Source organism: Amycolatopsis bullii (assembly GCF_014654205.1).
In the GTDB taxonomy this organism is placed as follows: Bacteria; Actinomycetota; Actinomycetes; order Mycobacteriales; family Pseudonocardiaceae; genus Amycolatopsis; species Amycolatopsis plumensis.
This window is the reverse complement of the sequence record NZ_BNAW01000069.1, coordinates 25,948-41,662: the sequence shown is the minus strand read 5'-3', so window position 1 is coordinate 41,662 and position 15,715 is coordinate 25,948. Positions and strand designations below refer to the sequence as shown.

The following is a 15,715-nucleotide window of genomic DNA, read 5'->3' as shown; positions in this document are numbered from 1 at the left end:
GTCGCCACCGCCCGCCCCCGCCTGGCACCTGCCCGCCGCCGCGCGCGCCCATCGGCCGCTGCTCGCCGCTCGCGCCGACAGTCGCCGCCCGCAGTGTTGTCCCTCCAAGTACGCATGCCGTCATCCCAGCGGCCAACTCCGCCCGCCCTGCCCCCGCCTTACCCGCGTACGGACGAAGGACAACCGTTGCGGCACCGCGAAACGACCGGCGGCGAGGTCGAGGAACGCACCGCGTCGACCGCGGCCGGCATCGGCACCGCCGTCCGAACCTCGTCGGCGTCGAGCATGCGCGGCCGCTCCGGGGTCTGCCGCTAGCCTGGCGGGCATGTCCGAGGCCGTGCAAGAGGAGCAGCGCTTCTTCCGCGACGACTGGTACGGGGAGGAGATCACCGGCCGGCATTACGTGCGGTGCGAGTTCCACGAGACCGACTTCTCGGAGGCGGTCACCCGGAACTCGGTCTTCACCGACTGCGTCTTCGGCAATGTGCGCTTCAACGCGTCCCGCCACACGGACTCGGCCTTCACCGGCTGCACCTTCCGGCGGTGCAACTTCTTCGACGCCGAATTCACCGGGTGCAAGCTCGTCGGCGCCACGTTCACCGAGTGCGAGCTGCGGCCGTTGCGGGTCACCGGCGGGGACTGGTCGTTCACCGGTCTGGCGGGTGCCGACCTGCGGGCGGTCACCTTCCAGGGAGTCCGGATGCGCGAGGCCGACCTCACCGGGGCGGACTGCGCCGGCGCGGTGTTCGCCGACGTCGACCTGTCCGGGGCGGCGCTGCACGCCGTCAAGCTGCCGAAAGCCGAGCTGCGCGGCAGTGACCTCTCGGCGCTCGACCCGCTGAACGCCGAGTTGGCCGGGGCGATCGTGTCACCCGAACAGGCTGCGGTGCTCGTCACGTCGCTGGGACTGCGGGTCCGGGCGTAGGCTCGTCGCGATCGGGAAGGGAGCGCCGCATGGGTGTCGTGACACCGGGTTTCCAGGGCCGGGCCCGCAGCGGTAACCCGCGGCTGCCACCCGGCCAGTACCTGGCCGAAGACTTCCCGGTGCTGTCGGCGGGCCCGACTCCGCGCGTGCGCACCGAAACGTGGGAATTCACCGTCACCACCGAGACCGGCGAGAAGCACACCTGGAACTGGGCAGAGCTGATGGCGCTGCCCAGCGAAAAGCCCACTGTGGACATCCACTGCGTCACCCAGTGGTCCAAACTGGACACCCGCTGGCGCGGCGTTTCGATCGACACGCTGGTCGGCGGGCTCGCCACCGAGGCCGACTACGTCATGGTGCACGCCTACGGCGGGTACACGACGAACCTGCCGCTGGCCGACCTGCTCGACGCGCAGGCCTGGATCGCCTACGAGTACGGCGGCAAGCCGCTGACCCCCGAGCACGGCGGCCCGGCGCGGCTGCTCGTGCCGCACCTGTACTTCTGGAAGTCCGCGAAGTGGGTGCGCGGGCTGGAGCTGAAGACCCGGGACGAGCCGGGCTTCTGGGAGAACGCCGGCTACCACGACTACGGGGATCCATGGCGCGAACAGCGGTATCAGGGCGACTAGCCTGGCGGGTCGCCCGCCTGGCCGAAATCCGCGACGAGACGCCGACGGCGCGCACGCTCGTCTTCGACCTGCCCGGCTGGCCGGGTCACCTGGCGGGCCAGCACGTCGACGTCCGGCTCACGGCCGCGGACGGGTATCGCGCTCAGCGCAGTTACTCCCTCGCGGCGCCGGCGGACGGCGACCGGGTGGAGCTGACGGTCCAGCGCGTCGCCGACGGCGAGGTGTCCGAGCACCTCACCGGCCCGTACGCGGTCGGCGACCCGGTCGAGATCCGCGGCCCGATCGGCGGCTGGTTCGCCTGGCGCCCGACGGACCCGGCGCCGGTCCTCCTGATCGCGGGCGGCTCCGGCATCGTCCCCCTGATGGCGATGATCCGCGCCCGCCGCGCGGCCGGCGTCCGCACGCCGTTCAAGCTGATCTACTCGCTGCGCACCCCGGCGGAGTTGTACTACGCGGACGAGCTGCGCACGCCCGTGGCGGGTGTGGACGTGACGTACGTGTACACGCGCGAGCTGCCCGAAGGCCGCCCGGGGATTCCCCGGCGCATCGACGTGGCGACGATCAACACGGCGGGCTGGCCGGCGGAGTTCGGGGCGTCGTGCTTCGTCTGCGGCCCGACGGGTTTCGTGGAAACGGTGGCGGACATCCTGGTCGCTCTCGGGCACGATCCGCACCGCATCCGCACCGAACGGTTCGGCCCGAGCCGCGACTGAAGGCATCCGATGAATAGGTGACTGCCTGCTCCGCTGAGCGGGAAATTGTCGACATCGCGCCGTAGAGATCCTATCTTTCGTGCATGCTGACCAAGTGGGGCTCGACGCGGCGCCGCACCGTGGTGACCGTTCTCCTCGGCGCGGGCGCCCTGCTCGCCACAACCGGCCCGGTGGCCGCGGCCACTCCTGACGCCGCCGGCCAGGACGTCTACGTCTCGCCCGGCGGCTTCGATCGGGCCTCCGGCACCGCCGGGCATCCCGTCCGGACCCTCGAGCGCGCCCGCGACCTCGTGCGGCAGCGCGCGCCGCACCTGACCCGGGACCTCACCGTCCACCTCGCGCCCGGCGTCTTCCGGCTGACCGCCCCGCTGCGGCTCGACGCGCGGGACTCCGGGGGCAATGGCCACCGCGTCATCTGGCAGGGGAGCGGCGACACCGAGCTGAACGGCGGCGCGCGGGTCACCGGCTGGCGGCCGGTGCCCGGCCGTCCCGGGCTGTTCGCCGCGCCCGCGCCCGCCGGCCTGGACAACACCCGTCAGTTCTACGTCGACGGCGTCCGCGGGCAACGCGCTCGCGGCCCCCTGCCGGTGACCGTCAAGGCCACCGCCACCGGCTACACCGCCGACGCGGACACGCTCGCCCACTGGCGCAACCCGAAGGACGTCGAGTTCGTGTACGTCTCGGGCGAGGCGCTCTGGAACGTCCAGCGCGACGGCCTCGGCCAGTGGACCGAGCCGCGCTGCCCGCTCGCCGCCGCCGAAGGCACCACGATCACCATGGCGAACCCCTGCTGGGACAACTCGACGAAACGCGTGCTGTTCCCCGACATCCCCGGCCGCAGCGTCAACATGGTCGGCCCGGCCGATCTCACCAACGGGCGTCACCCCACCTACGCCGAAAACGCCTTCGAACTGCTCGACACCCCGGGCGAGTGGTACCTCGACCGGTCCGCCCACGTCGTCTACTACCTGCCGAAGGCCGGCCAGGACCTGCGCCGCGCGGACGTCGAAATGCCCGTGCTGGAGAAGCTCGTCGACGCCCGGGGCATCCAGGACGTCGCCTTCCGCGGGCTGCGCTACTCCTACGCGACCTGGCTGAGGCCTTCGTCGCCGGAAGGGTTCTCGGAAATCCAGGCGGGGTACACGATCACGGGCGCCGATGGCTGGGCCGTCCAGGGCCTGTGCCAGTTCGTCCCCGGCGGCACCTGCCCGTACGCGTCGTGGACGCGGGAACCCGCCAACGTCTCCGTCTCGCACGGCCGGCGCGTCGAATTCAGCGACAGCGTGTTCGCCCACCTCGGCGGCGCCGGGCTGGACCTCATCGACGGCACCAAGGAATCCCAGGTGCGCGGCGACGTCTTCACCGACATCTCCGGCAACGGCGTGCAGATCGGCGGCGTCGACAAGCCCGTCACGGACACCGACGACGACGTCGTGCGGGACGTCCGGGTCACCGACAACCACCTCTACGGCCTGCCGCGCGAATTCCACGGCGGCGTGCCGATCGTCAACGGCTACACCGTGCGGAACACCATCTCCCACAACCAGATCGACCACGTCGGCTACTCGGCGATCTCCGTCGGCTGGGGCGGCTGGCCGGACAAGATCAAGCGGCCCGCGACGCCGAACCTGTCGCACGACAACGTCGTCTCGGACAACCTGATCTTCGACTACATGCAGATGCTCGACGACGGTGGCGGTGTCTACACCCAGGGCATCACCGGAAGTTCGCTGGACGACGGCGAAAAGGTCACCGGCAACGTCATCCACGGCCAGTGGGGGCTCGGCAAGGGCGTCTACACCGACAACGGCAACACGTACGAGACGATCCGCGGCAACGTCCTGTACGACATGGCGTACGCCAACGTGGGCACGGTGCACGTCGACTACCGCGACGACCTCGGCAACAACGACCCGACGCTGACCGAAGGCAACTACTGGGAACAGGGCGACCGCGACAAGACCGACAAGGGCGCGATCACCCGCGGCAACCACCTCCTGGCGAACCCGGCCGACGCGCCGCCCGCGATCGTCGCGAACGCGGGCCTCGAACCGCCCTACCGCGGGTTGCTCACCCGCCAGGTCGGCGGCCGAGCCCCGGCCGAGGCGCCGTCGCGGGTCGGCACGTTCGCCGTCGCGGGGAAGCTGTACGCCACCTGGAACCCGACGTTCGCCTTCAACAACGCCCCGGTGACGGCCTACGTGGTGACCGCAACGGGCGGCGGCCGCACGTACTCGTCGACGATTACGGCAGCCGACTTCGCGAAGCGTGCGTACGCCGAAGTGCCCGGGCTGACGGACGGGACGCCGTACACGGTGACGGTCGCGGCGCGCAACGCGTACGGAACGAGCGAGCCGTCGCTGCCGTCGGCACCGGTGACCCCCGGTCCGAAAACCGGCACGCTGCCGGGAATCCCGACGAGCGCACGGGCCTTGCCGAGCGCGACGGCGGCCTCGATCCGCTGGAACCCCCCGGCGGCGGCGGGCGACACCCCGGTTCTGGGTTACCTGATCACGGTGTCCGACGGCCGCACGATCCCGGTCCAGGGCCGCGACGCCCTGGTCACGCAGCCGACGGTCAAGGGCATGACCCGAGTGGTGGCCGGCCTGAAACCGGCAACGGCCTACACGTTCACGGTCGCGGCAATCACGGCAACGGGAACCGGCCCGGCGGCCACGTTCACGGCGACAACACCGGCTGCCTGAGCCGGCTCGGCCTCGTTGTCCACGATCCGGCGGTGGTGTGGACAACGAGGCCGGGGCTGAGGTCTGCGTGGGGTGCGGGCCCGGTGGTCCGGGCCGCCTAAGTCGCGTCCGGGCGGGAAAGGAGCTCCCGCAGCGTCGCCAGCAACTCCCGCCGGTCCGCCGCCCCGAGCTTCCCGCGAATCCGGGCCATGTGGTGCTCCACCGTCTTGCCCGAAATGAACAGCTTGCTCCCCGCCTGCTTGTAGGTCAGCCCCTCCACCACCAGGCGGGCCACTTCCAGCTCGCGCTCGCTCAACGCCGCCAAGCCGGCTCCCGCCGCCGGCTCCGACGAGGCTCCGGGCTCGCGGCGTGCCGGTGGGCCCTGGAACTGGCGGGCCGCTTCCAGGAGCTGGACCATCGCCTTGCGGTCGGACGTCCGGATCGCCGCCTGGCCGGCCAGGCGGGCCGCGTCCCAGCGGAGACCCAGGTCGTGGAGCTCGGCCGCCGCCGCGGTGATGGCGTCCGGGTCGAAGCCTCCGCCGAGCACCGCCAGCCAGCCCTGGGCCGCCGTGGCCAGTGCTCGGGGGTGGCGGCCGCAATGGGCGTGGGCTGTCAACGTTGCCAGGTGGGCCTTGACCGCGTCGGCATCCTCCAGCGTGATGGCCGCGTGCAGCTCGTGCCAGACCAGGGATACCGCCCACAGTGGAGGCTCGCCGAGGCGGGCCAGGAGGCTGTGGGCGCGCTCGAACTGGCCGGACAGCTTGGCGAACGCGCCGGTGCGGGCGGCGGCGATCGCCAGCTCGCCCAAGGGCAACAGCGTGAACAGGTCCGTCTGCTGCCGCATCGAGGCCTGGTACGCCCGGTTCCACGACCGCTGCAGACCCACCAGGTCGCTCGCGCGCCGGGCCAGGCCGAGTTCCAGGGTCGCGAAGAACAGCTCGTCGCGCGCCTCCAGAGGACGGCCCGCGACGGCGTCACGGTGTTCCGCGGCCGCCGCCAGGTCGCCCGCCGTCATCGCGACCCAGCCCAGCAGCAACCGGTGCCGCACGGCCAGCAGGTCCCCGCCGGTCCCGCCGTCCAGTGCCCGGGTCAGCACGGACTCCGCCAGCGCCAGCTCGCCCGTGTGCAGGGCGACGAGCGCGGCCAGCGCTGCGGGACTGTCCGGCAGCAACATGCCCCCCAAGGCGGGCTCGAGCATCGTGGCCGCGCCGAGCAGGGTCGACAACGTCTCCGTTGCGCAGCCGGATACCGAATCCACGATGCCGCGGGCCATCCGGGTGGCCGCGCCCGCGAACAGCGTCGGGGCGACGCCGGGCGCGGGGGAGTCGAGGAGGCGCCGGGCCCCTTCGAGGTCACCGGTACCGACCAGCGCCGTCGCCGAGAAGGCGTCGGCGCGGCCCGCCCAGTGGTACAGCTCGGCGCTGCGGGCCAGTTCGCCGCGGTGGGCCAGGACCGTCGCCGCGATCTCCGCGCCCGCCGCGCGGGTTTCCGGGTCGGCGGCGCCGAGCATCCCGTCGCCGAGCCGCAACGCCGTGTCGAGGTCGCCGGACAACGCGGCCGCGCGCGCCCAGCCCGCTGTCACCGCGGGAGAACGGTCGCCCGCTTCGGCCGCGGCTTCGAACAACCGCGTCGCCAAGTGCGCGTCGGCGGGCAGCGCTTCGGCCGCCGCCGCGGCGAACGCGGCCGCCGCCGACGCGCCGGAACTGCCCGTGCCGAGCAGGGACCGGGCCAGGTCGAGCACCGGCAGGCCGTTCGCCAGCTGCAGTTCGACCAGCCGCTGCACCGTCGTGAGCCGGCGGGCGGGCGGCCCGAAGTCGCGGACGGCCGCCGCGGCCAGCGGCAGCAGCGTGTCGTCGGGGGCGAGCAGGCCGGTCGCGCGGGCGCCCTCGACGATCGCGGGCAGCTGGTCGGGACGGCGGTCGAGCAGCGCGCACAGCAGGTCGAGGTTGCGCCCGGCCCCGGCTTCGGCCGCGATCAGGTAGCGGAGCACGTCGTCGTCGAGCTCGTCGAGCTCGGGCCGGAACTCCTCCAGCCGCCCGAGCAGCGCGCGCTCGGCCAGCCGCGGCACCCCGCCGCTGCGGGCGTGCAGTTCGGCCGCGACCGCCGGGTCGGCCGGCGAACCCGTCACCGTCGAAATCAGCCGCGCCACGTCCTCGACCCCGAGCGGACCGAGCTGCAGCACCGTCCAGCCGGGCGCCACCGCGGCCGGCCGGTGCGCGACGACGATCGGGCCGTCCGCCCCGGTGAGCAGGTCCTCGAGCTGGTCCGCGCCGAGCCGGTCGGCGTCGTCGACCAGCACGGCGTCGACGCCGGCCTCGCGGTAGCGGCGGTCGAGCGCGGCGAGCAGCACGCTCTTGCCGTAGCCGCCGGGGGCGACGACGGCGAGCCGCAACGGGGCGGCCGGCTCGGCGGCGACGCGGTCGAGCAGCTGCCGCGCCGCCGGGTGCACCGGAACCGGACGGGGAACCTGCGTGAGCAGAGTGTTCAACAGTGACCTTCCCCGGAGGGGGCGCAGTGGGTGGGGGTGGGAGCGGACGGACCGGCGGTCGCTTCGCGGGCGGTGAGGGTGATCACCACGGCCGAGGCGGCCGCGGCGAGCAGCAGGACCGCGGCCGCGAGCGGGCGCCGCCGCCGGAACAGGTTCATCGGCCCGGTCTTCTCGGGCAGCTCGAACGGCGTGATCTCGACCGGCGGCCGGGGCGGCCGCTCGCCGAGCTCACCGAGCGTGTCCACCTTGGGCAGCAAGGTGGTTTCGACGGCGGGGCGCTCCAGCGGTGTCACCCGGTGGTCGGCGCGCAGCGCCGCGAGGGCGGCCGCGCCGAGCGCGGCGGTCGCCGGCGGAACCGGTCCCGCGAACACCGGGCACGGCGGCCGGGCCGGCAGCGCGTGCGGGGGGACGTCGCCGCAGAACACCACGCCGGCGAGGCCCTTGGGGGACGTCGACGCCGCTCCGGCGAGCGCGAACAGCGTGCTCAGCGCGGCCGCCGGGGCCACCCCCTCGGCACCCGGCCCGAGCTGCCAGCCACTGGCGCCGCTCGCCGTCGCCAGCGTCACGTTCACGCCGTCGGTGCCGAACTCGCAGACGCCCGCGACCTGGGCGCCGGGGCCGGGGAGGGGCAGGTGCGCGGCGAGCGCGGCGATCGAGCCGGGGACCAGCGTGACCGCGGTGAACCCGGCGTCGGCCAGCGCCCGGCGCAGCACGTCACGGCGGTAGCCACCCCAGTCGCCGGGGTGGGTCAGCACCAGGTGGTGGGGCGGGCCGCCGAACAGGTTCGCGGCGTGCTCGGCGATCCCCTCGACGAGCACGGTGGTGAGCGTCTCGGGCGGGAACGGCTCGCCTTCGACGAGCATCGGGACGTCGTCGCCGATCCGCCGGTGGAATCCGGTGAGCAGCCGGGACGGGACCTGAGCGCCCGCCTGCGCGGCGGCGTCGCCGGTGAGCAGGTACCCCTCGTCGTCGAGGAAGAGCGCGGACGCCGCGGCGGGGGACCGGTCACCCAGCCAGAGGGGTTCGGGCTCGCCCCAGCCGGGGCCCTGTCGGCGGCAGGTGGCGGCGTGGGTCCGGCCCTGGGCGACATCGATCCCGAGGACGTAGGGCAACGGCGCTTTCCTCCTCACCTCGTGGCGGCCGATCGGGGGGACGGAATCCCCCTAGGGCTCCGGGCATCCTCACCCAAACGGGTTAGTCAGGCAAGGGTCTGGAGGGATTTAACCCAACTGAACGCGTCTCGGATGACCCCCTAACTCCCTAACGATGACATATCGATCCCCTATCGGCTGACTGGGCTGCGACTCGGAGTGATCCCCGATGTGCGCTGGGGGACGCTCTCCCTACCTTGATGTCGGAGCACCGGTCCCTGCGGCCCGTGCTGTCCCCCGAACCACCGGATCAGGAGAAATCCCCATGGACTCCGTGCAGACGTTGCACGACTTCGCCCTCAACCTGCTCAACGACCCGACCGCGCTGGCGGCCTTCGGGACGGACCCGCAGGGCGTCCTCGCCGCCGCCGGTCTCGGCGACGTGAGCGCCGCCGACGTGCACGAGGTCATCCCGCTGGTGCTCGACTACGTGCCGGTCGACAGCCTCCCGGCCGTGGGCGGCCTGCCCGTCGTCGGCGACCTGTCCCCGGTCGGCACCGACGCCCCGGGCCTCCAGGGTGCGATCGACCAGCTCACCGCCCTCACCTCGGGCCTGGGCCTGCCGGCCACCTCGGGCCTGCCGGGCGTGGGCGACCTGGGCGTCGGCGAGCTCCCGGTCGTGGGCGACCTCGGCCTGCCCGCCGTCCCGGCCGTCAACGACATCACCAACGCCGGCAACGTCACCGCGCTGGCCGGCAACGTCACCAGCGTCATCGTCGGTGGCGACCTGGCCCACGGCCTGGACTCGCAGGCGCTGGCCAACCTGACCGCGGCTCCGGCGTACCTGACCGACCCGGAGACCGGCGTGACCGGCAACGTGGCCTACGCCGCGGCCGCGGGCGTCGGCGAGGCGCAGCAGGTCCTCGCCACCTCCAACGCGGAGCTCCACGAGGTCAACGGCCACGTGGGCGACATCGCCGACACCGTCGGCAACGTGACCGGCTCCCTCGGCGTCGGCGGCGTGACCAGCGGCGTGACCAGCCACGTCGGCGACTTCTCCGGCATCCTCAAGGGTGCGGGAGACGTCGACGTCAAGCACGTCACCGGCGAGGTCTCGAACGCCGTCCACGGCCTCGGTGACGTCACCAACACGGTGACCTCCGCCACCGGCCTCAACGTCGACCACAACGTCGTCGGCCAGGTCGGCGAGCTCGCCTCCGGCAACACCACGGCCGTCCACGACGTGGTGTCCGACGTCGCCGACGTCAGCCACAACGCCCTGGGCAACCTGCACCTGGGCGACCTCGCCTCCGGCAACGACATCCACCTCGGGCACTGATCCCCGAACCGGTCACCGGTGCCCGTCCCGCGGTCTGGGTGCAGCCGCGGGACGGGCACCCGGTGTGCGTACGGGGAGTGAACCGGGGACACTCGACCATCGTGACCGCACCGGCTTGGCTCGAAGTGCTCAACGAGACGCTGGACGCGTGCCGCACGCACGGCCGCGCCGATCTCGCCGAGCGCCTGCGCAGACGCCGGGACGCCCCGGTCGGGCAGACCCGGCTCGGCGTGCTCGGCTTCCCCAAACAGGGCAAGGGATACCTGCTCAACGCCGTGCTGAATGCGCCGGTGTGCGCGGTCGGCGACGCCGCGACCCCCGCCGTGCCCACGGAAATCGCCTACTCCGCCGAACCCGCCGCGACCCTCGTCGGCCGGTCCCGCGAACGGATCCCCGTCGCGGTCGAACGGCTCACCGGCGAGCTCGGCGCCCGGCCCGCCGGCACGCTCAGCCGCGTCGAGGTCGGCGTGCCCCGCGAACTCCTTTCCGCCGGCCTCGTCCTGGTCGACACCCCGCCGGTCGGTGACCCGCGGTCGCCGCGCACGGCCGCGGCACTGGACCTGCTCGCCGAAGCCGACGCGGTGATCCTCGTCTCCGACGCGACCGCTCCGCTGAGTCCCGCCGAACTCGCGCTCGCGCGGCACGTGCGCACGTGGTGCCCGCACGTCGTGCTGGCGCTCACCAAGATCGATGCCTGCCCCGGGTGGCGCGCGGTCGCCGAACGCGATCGCGGCCTGCTCGGCGAGGCCGGGATCGACGCGCCCGTCCTGCCCGTTTCGGCCGTCGTCCGCCAAGCCGCCGCGAAAACCGGCGACGCGGAACTCAACGCCCGCTCGGGATTCCCGGAGCTGCTGGGGTGGATCACCGAGCAGGCCGCGCGTCCGCCCGAGCAGTCCCGCGCGCTGCTCGCCGCCGTCGGTGTGCGCGCCGCCGCCGCCGAACTCGTCGAGTCACTGCGCGATCGCATGGACGCCGTGGGCCAGGACGCCGGGCTCGGTCAGGCCGCCCTGCTGCAGCGGGCCCAGCGCCGCGCCGACGACCTGCGCCGCCAGAACACCCGGTGGCAGAACCTGCTTTCCGACGAGATCACCGACCTGCTGTCCGACGCCGAGTACGACCTTCGCGAGCGGACCCGCAAGATCGTCAACACGATCGACCGGACCTTCGACGAAGGCGACCCGGCGAAGGTGTGGGACGAATTCGCGCCCTGGCTGGACAACGCGCTGGCCGAGGCCGTCGACGTCAACTACACATGGCTGGCCGACCGGGCGGAGTGGATCGCGCAGGCGGTCGCGGCGTGCTTCGGCGCCCAGTACGACCACGCGCTGCCCGACCTGCGGCTCGACGGCTCGGGTCTGGAGCACCTCGACGACGTCGGGCGGCCGAAGATCGAGAAGTTCAAGATCGGCCAGCAGGCGTTCACCGGCCTGCGCGGGTCCTACGGCGGCGTGCTGATGTTCGGCCTGGTCACCAGCCTCGCCGGGCTGCCGCTGATCAACCCGGTCTCGCTCGGCGCCGGTGCGGCGTTCGCCGCCAAGACGATCAAGGACGAAGGCGGGATGCGGCTGCAGCGGCGCCAGGCCGTCGCCAAGCAGGCGGCGCAGCGGCACGTCGACGACGTCTTCCTCCGGTTCAGCAAGGAATGCCGCGACGCCATCCGCGTCGTCCAGCGGCGGCTGCGCGACCACTTCACCGGGCTGGCCGAGGAACTCGCCGACGAGCTGACGCTCGAGCGCGAGACGATCCTGGCCGGCACCGCCGAGCGCGAGCGGCGGACCGGGCACATCCGCCGCGAGATCGACCGGCTCGCCGGGCTGCACCAGCGCGCGGGCGAGCTCGGCACGATCGCCGGACGGCAGCAGCGGCGGGAGCTTTCGGCGTGACGCAGGACGTCCGCGACCTGCTGCACGCCGCGGCCGGGCTCTACCGGGACGACCCGCGGGCTTCGGCGATGCTGCACGACTGCCTGAACCGGCTGGAGCAGCCGTTGCGCGTCGCGTTCACGGGGGCGCCGTCGTCGGGGAAGACGACGCTCGCCGCCGCGCTGGGCGAGTGGCCGACGCGCGCACTGCGTGATCTGGTGCTGCTGGACGACCCCGGCCCGGCCGACGACGTCCCGGACGCGACGGTCCGGCTGGTCCGCCACCTCGAGCCGGACGAGCTCGCGGCGGCGCACCCGCCGGGTGGCTCGGCGTTCGCGCGGCAGAGCGCGGTGAACTCGGTGCTGGTGCTGTCGCGGGCCGACGAGGTCGGCGCGGGCCGGATCGACGCGCTCCTCACCGCGAAGCAGCTCGCGCGGCGCGCGTGGCGGGAAGACCCGTTGTGCACCGGCTTCCTGGGCGTGATCGCCGTCGCCGGGCAGCTCGCCTACGGCGGCCGATCCTTGCGTGACGACGAATTCGACCTCCTGGCGGCGTTCGCCGCGGTGCCGCGCGAGGAGCTCGAACGGCACGTGCTGTCGGTGGATTCGTTCACCGATCCGGCGTTCCCGGGCCCGATCCCGGTCGAGACGCGGCGGTCGCTGGTGGTGCGGTTCGGGATGTTCGGCGTCCGGCTGGCGCTCACGCTGATCCGCACCGGCTGCGACGACCGCGTCAAGCTTTCGGCGGAACTGGTGCGCCGCAGCGGGTTGGGCGAGCTGCGGGACACCCTGGCCGGGTGCTTCGTCGCGCGCGCCGAGGCGCTGCGGGCGCGCACGGCGATCATCCGGCTGGAGGCGCTGCTGGCGGCGCAGCCCCGCCCGGGCGGCGACCGGCTGGTGTCCCGGGTGGAACGGTTCGCCGCGGCCGCGCACGACTTCCGCGAGCTCCGGCTGATCGCCGACATCCGCGGCGGCCGCACGGCGTTGTCCGGCGAGCCCGCCGAAGAAGCGGTCCGGTTGCTGGGGGCGCAGGGCACGGCGCCCGCCGACCGCCTCGGCCTGGAGCCGGACGCGGACCCGAACGAGATCTACGACGCCGGCCTCGACGCGCTGCGGCGCTGGCGGCACGAGGCCGAGCGCCCGGACCGCCCGCACGCCGAGCGGACGGCGGCGCACGTGGTGGTGCGGTCCACCGAGGGACTGCTCGCGCTCTTCGCCTGACTCTTCCGGTATGCCTGCAGTGAATGACTCATTCCTGACGTGCGACGCCAGGAATGAGTCGTTCACTGCATCCGCGGCCGGCGGGTGACCTCCTGTCCGGCATTGACGCGCCCTGAGCGGCGACGCACCATAGAGCGGTCTACGGTCCAGTGCCGGCCCGAAGGGAACTCCATGCCCGAAGACGTCCGCCCGCGGGTCCGGTTGTTCGGCGAGCTCCTGGCGCACTGGGCGCGGGAACGCCCCACGGACACCGCGCTTCTCTTCGGCGATCGGAGCTGGACGTGGGCGGAGTTCGACGAGCGGGTCCGGCGGCTGTCCGGCGCCCTCGCCGCCGCCGGTGTCACCCGCGGCGACCGGGTGGCGTTCGTCGACAAGAACCACCCCACCTGCCTGGAGACGACCTTCGCCGCGGCCGGGCTCGGCGCGGCCGACGCCGTGGTCAACTGGCGGCTCTCGGGCGACGAACTCGCCTACGTCCTCAAGGACGCCGGGGCGAAAGTGGTCTTCGTCGGCGCCGAACTGCGGCCCGCGCTCGACGCGGTGCTCGACCGGCTGCCCGCGGTGGAGCGCGTGATCGTCGTAGGTGGAGACGCCGACGAGTACGAAGCCTTCCTCGCGTCCGGTGCGCCGCACAGCGAGGCCGACGTCGACACCGACGACGGCGTGCTGATCATGTACACCAGCGGCACCACCGGTTTCCCGAAGGGCGCGGTGCTGACCCACCGCAGCGTCCTCGCGCACGGCCTGGCCGCCGGGACCGCGTTCCCGATCGGCCCGGGCGACGTCAACCTGGTCGCGATGCCGCTGTTCCACGTCGGCGGCAGCTGCTACGCGGTTTCCGGGTTCCTCTACGGGGAACCGTCCTACCTGACGCGCGAGCCGGACGCGGCGTCGCTGTTCGCGGCGCTGCAGGCCGGGATCACGCACGCCTTCCTGGTGCCCGCCGTCGTGGCCGGGATCGCGCAGGCCGGCGAGGCCGCGCTCCAGGCGTTCTCCCGGCTGAAGTACCTCTGCTACGGCGCTTCGCCGATGCCGCTCCCGCTGCTGCGCACGGTGCTCGCCGCCTGGCCGGAGGTCAAGTTCGCGCAGGTCTACGGCATGACCGAGCTCTCCGGCGCGGTCACCGCCCTGGACCCGGAGGCGCACCGGGACACCACCCGCCCGGAGCGGCTGGCCTCGGCGGGCACCGCACTGTCCGGAGTGGACATCCGGATCGTCGACCCGGTCACCTTGGAAGACGACGAGGTCGGCGAGGTGTGGGTGCGCACCGAACAGCGGATGGCGGGCTACCTCGGCAAGCCGGAGGCGACCGCGGAGACCATTGTGGACGGCTGGGTCCGCACCGGCGACGTCGGCCGGCTCGACGACGGCGGGTTCCTGTTCCTGGAGGACCGCGTCAAGGACATGATCATCACCGGCGGCGAGAACGTCTACTCGCCGGAGGTGGAGCGGGTCGTGGCGGAGTTCCCCGGCGTCGCCGAGGTCGCCGTGATCGGCATCCCGGACGACCGGTGGGGTGAGCAGGTCAAGGCCGTCGTCGCCGGGGACCAGCTCGACGCGGAGAAGATCGTGGAGTTCTGCCGCGAGCGGCTGGCCCACTACAAGTGCCCGCGCACCGTCGACGTCGTGGACGCCCTGCCGCGCAACGCCACCGGCAAGATCCTCAAGCGTTCGCTGCGCGAACCGTACTGGCGGGACCGGGACCGGAACGTCTGATGCCCTCGCGCCGCGAGTACTTCGAGGCTTCGCTGAAGGTGCTCGCGGAGCACGGTTTCACGGGGTTGAACGTCGGCGCGCTGTGCCGCGAACTGGGTGTCACGAGCGGGTCGTTCTACCACCACTTCCTGGGCTGGCCGGGGTTCGTGACGCAGCTGCTGGAGCACTGGGAGAGCCGGCAGCTGCTCGGCTCCCCTGTGGATTTCGCCGTGCTGATGGACCGCACGCTGGCGCTGCCCCACGAGGCCGAGGCGGCCATCCGGGCCTGGGCGCTGAACGACGGCACCGTCCGGGCGGTGCAAGAGCGCGTCGACGCGGCCCGGCGGCGAGCGGTCGGCAAGGCGGTCGAAGGGATCGTCGGCGACCGGGCGCTGGCACGGACGCTGACGTCACTCGGGATGGCGATGCTGGTGGGTCACCAGCAGCTGGCGTCGGCGGGGGAGCACGGCGAGCTGACGGAGCTGCTGGCCGAGTACACCCGCCTGGTGCACTCGCGAGCCGGGGGCTAGGCGTTGCCGAGCACCCGGGTCACGGCGATCTCGATGACGACCCGCTGCGGGTTCGGTTTGGGCTGCCGGTAGCGGGCGGCGTACCGGTTTTCGGCGTTCCGCACCGATTCCGGGTCGTCACGCAGCACCGCGCGTCCCTCCAATGTGGACCAGCGCGGGCCGTCGAGCTGGCAGACGGCGACCGGGATCCCGGCCGCGCCCGCGGCGCGCACGAGGCGGGCCTTGACCGACGGGGCGAAGGTGATCACCCGGGCGAGGCCGGCCTCGAAGTCGACGGTCACGCCGACCGCGACGACGTGCGGGGTGCCGTCCGGCCGGACCGTGGTCAGCGTGGCCAGGTGGCGCTCGGTCCAGAACGCGCGGAAGTCCGGCCCGCGGCCGTCGAGGTCGATCTTCATGACCGCCACGCTAGTCCGTCCGGGTCGGCGAGGTGGGGCGGGACCCACCGACGGTAATAGTAAGGAAAGTTTCCTAACCCTCTTGACCTGGTCTTGAACCTTCTGTCAGGCTTCGATCACCTTCGCCGCAGCCAACGATGT

The 15,715-nt window shown here is 73.0% G+C and carries 13 protein-coding genes; 10 read left to right on the top strand and 3 right to left on the bottom strand.

What is annotated here, in order from left to right:
• The first annotated feature begins 186 nt into the window (after positions 1-186).
• The 5 genes from IE317_RS45240 (at position 187) to IE317_RS41255 (ending at position 4,972) form a co-directional block, all read left to right on the top strand.
• Positions 187-315 carry a hypothetical protein gene (locus IE317_RS45240; protein WP_268246971.1) on the top strand — a complete coding sequence of 43 codons (129 nt, stop codon included), beginning with the start codon at positions 187-189 and terminating at the stop codon, positions 313-315.
• A 10-nt stretch (positions 316-325) separates the two neighbouring features.
• Positions 326-925 carry a pentapeptide repeat-containing protein gene (locus IE317_RS41270; RefSeq protein ID WP_191316794.1) on the top strand — a complete coding sequence of 200 codons (600 nt, stop codon included), beginning with the start codon at positions 326-328 and terminating at the stop codon, positions 923-925.
• A 29-nt stretch (positions 926-954) separates the two neighbouring features.
• A complete protein-coding gene (locus IE317_RS41265) occupies positions 955-1,554 on the top strand; it encodes a sulfite oxidase-like oxidoreductase (protein ID WP_191316793.1) in 600 nt (199 codons plus the stop codon).
• Entirely contained in the window at positions 1,524-2,267 is a 744-nt protein-coding gene (locus IE317_RS41260) for a ferredoxin reductase (RefSeq protein WP_191316792.1), read from the top strand. Before IE317_RS41265 ends, IE317_RS41260 begins: the two co-directional genes overlap by 31 nt.
• A gap of 83 nt (positions 2,268-2,350) precedes the next feature.
• A complete protein-coding gene (locus IE317_RS41255; protein WP_191316791.1) occupies positions 2,351-4,972 on the top strand; it encodes a right-handed parallel beta-helix repeat-containing protein in 2,622 nt (873 codons plus the stop codon).
• 97 nt (positions 4,973-5,069) lie between these two features.
• Here the strand turns inward: IE317_RS41255 and IE317_RS41250 are convergent, their stop codons facing one another.
• On the bottom strand, positions 5,070-7,439 hold the full coding sequence (locus IE317_RS41250) for a helix-turn-helix transcriptional regulator (RefSeq protein WP_191316790.1): 2,370 nt from the start codon (positions 7,437-7,439) through the stop codon (positions 5,070-5,072).
• The gene (locus tag IE317_RS41245) at positions 7,436-8,551 is read right to left on the bottom strand and encodes a molecular chaperone DnaK (protein ID WP_191316789.1); all 1,116 of its coding nucleotides are present in this window, start codon (positions 8,549-8,551) and stop codon (positions 7,436-7,438) included. Before IE317_RS41245 ends, IE317_RS41250 begins: the two co-directional genes overlap by 4 nt.
• Positions 8,552-8,855: 304 nt before the next feature.
• Here IE317_RS41245 and IE317_RS41240 point away from each other — a divergent pair, with 304 nt between their 5' ends.
• The 5 genes from IE317_RS41240 (at position 8,856) to IE317_RS41220 (ending at position 15,176) form a co-directional block, all read left to right on the top strand.
• Positions 8,856-9,869 (top strand): IniB N-terminal domain-containing protein, encoded by a 1,014-nt coding sequence (locus IE317_RS41240; protein WP_191316788.1) that lies wholly within the window; start codon positions 8,856-8,858, stop codon positions 9,867-9,869.
• Positions 9,870-9,970: 101 nt separating this feature from the next.
• On the top strand, positions 9,971-11,752 hold the full coding sequence (locus IE317_RS41235) for an isoniazid inducible protein IniA (RefSeq protein WP_191316787.1): 1,782 nt from the start codon (positions 9,971-9,973) through the stop codon (positions 11,750-11,752).
• Positions 11,749-12,951, top strand: a complete 1,203-nt coding sequence (locus IE317_RS41230; RefSeq protein ID WP_191316786.1) for a GTPase — start codon at positions 11,749-11,751, stop codon at positions 12,949-12,951. Before IE317_RS41235 ends, IE317_RS41230 begins: the two co-directional genes overlap by 4 nt.
• Before the next feature lie 171 nt (positions 12,952-13,122).
• Positions 13,123-14,667, top strand: coding sequence for an acyl-CoA synthetase (locus IE317_RS41225; RefSeq protein ID WP_191316785.1), 1,545 nt, complete (start codon positions 13,123-13,125; stop codon positions 14,665-14,667).
• Positions 14,667-15,176 carry a TetR/AcrR family transcriptional regulator gene (locus IE317_RS41220; protein WP_191316784.1) on the top strand — a complete coding sequence of 170 codons (510 nt, stop codon included), beginning with the start codon at positions 14,667-14,669 and terminating at the stop codon, positions 15,174-15,176. The genes IE317_RS41225 and IE317_RS41220 overlap by 1 nt, the downstream gene beginning before the upstream one ends.
• Here IE317_RS41220 and IE317_RS41215 read toward each other — a convergent pair.
• Positions 15,173-15,574, bottom strand: a complete 402-nt coding sequence (locus tag IE317_RS41215) for a TIGR03618 family F420-dependent PPOX class oxidoreductase (protein ID WP_191316783.1) — start codon at positions 15,572-15,574, stop codon at positions 15,173-15,175. The genes IE317_RS41220 and IE317_RS41215 overlap by 4 nt on opposite strands.
• Positions 15,575-15,715: the final 141 nt, after the last annotated feature.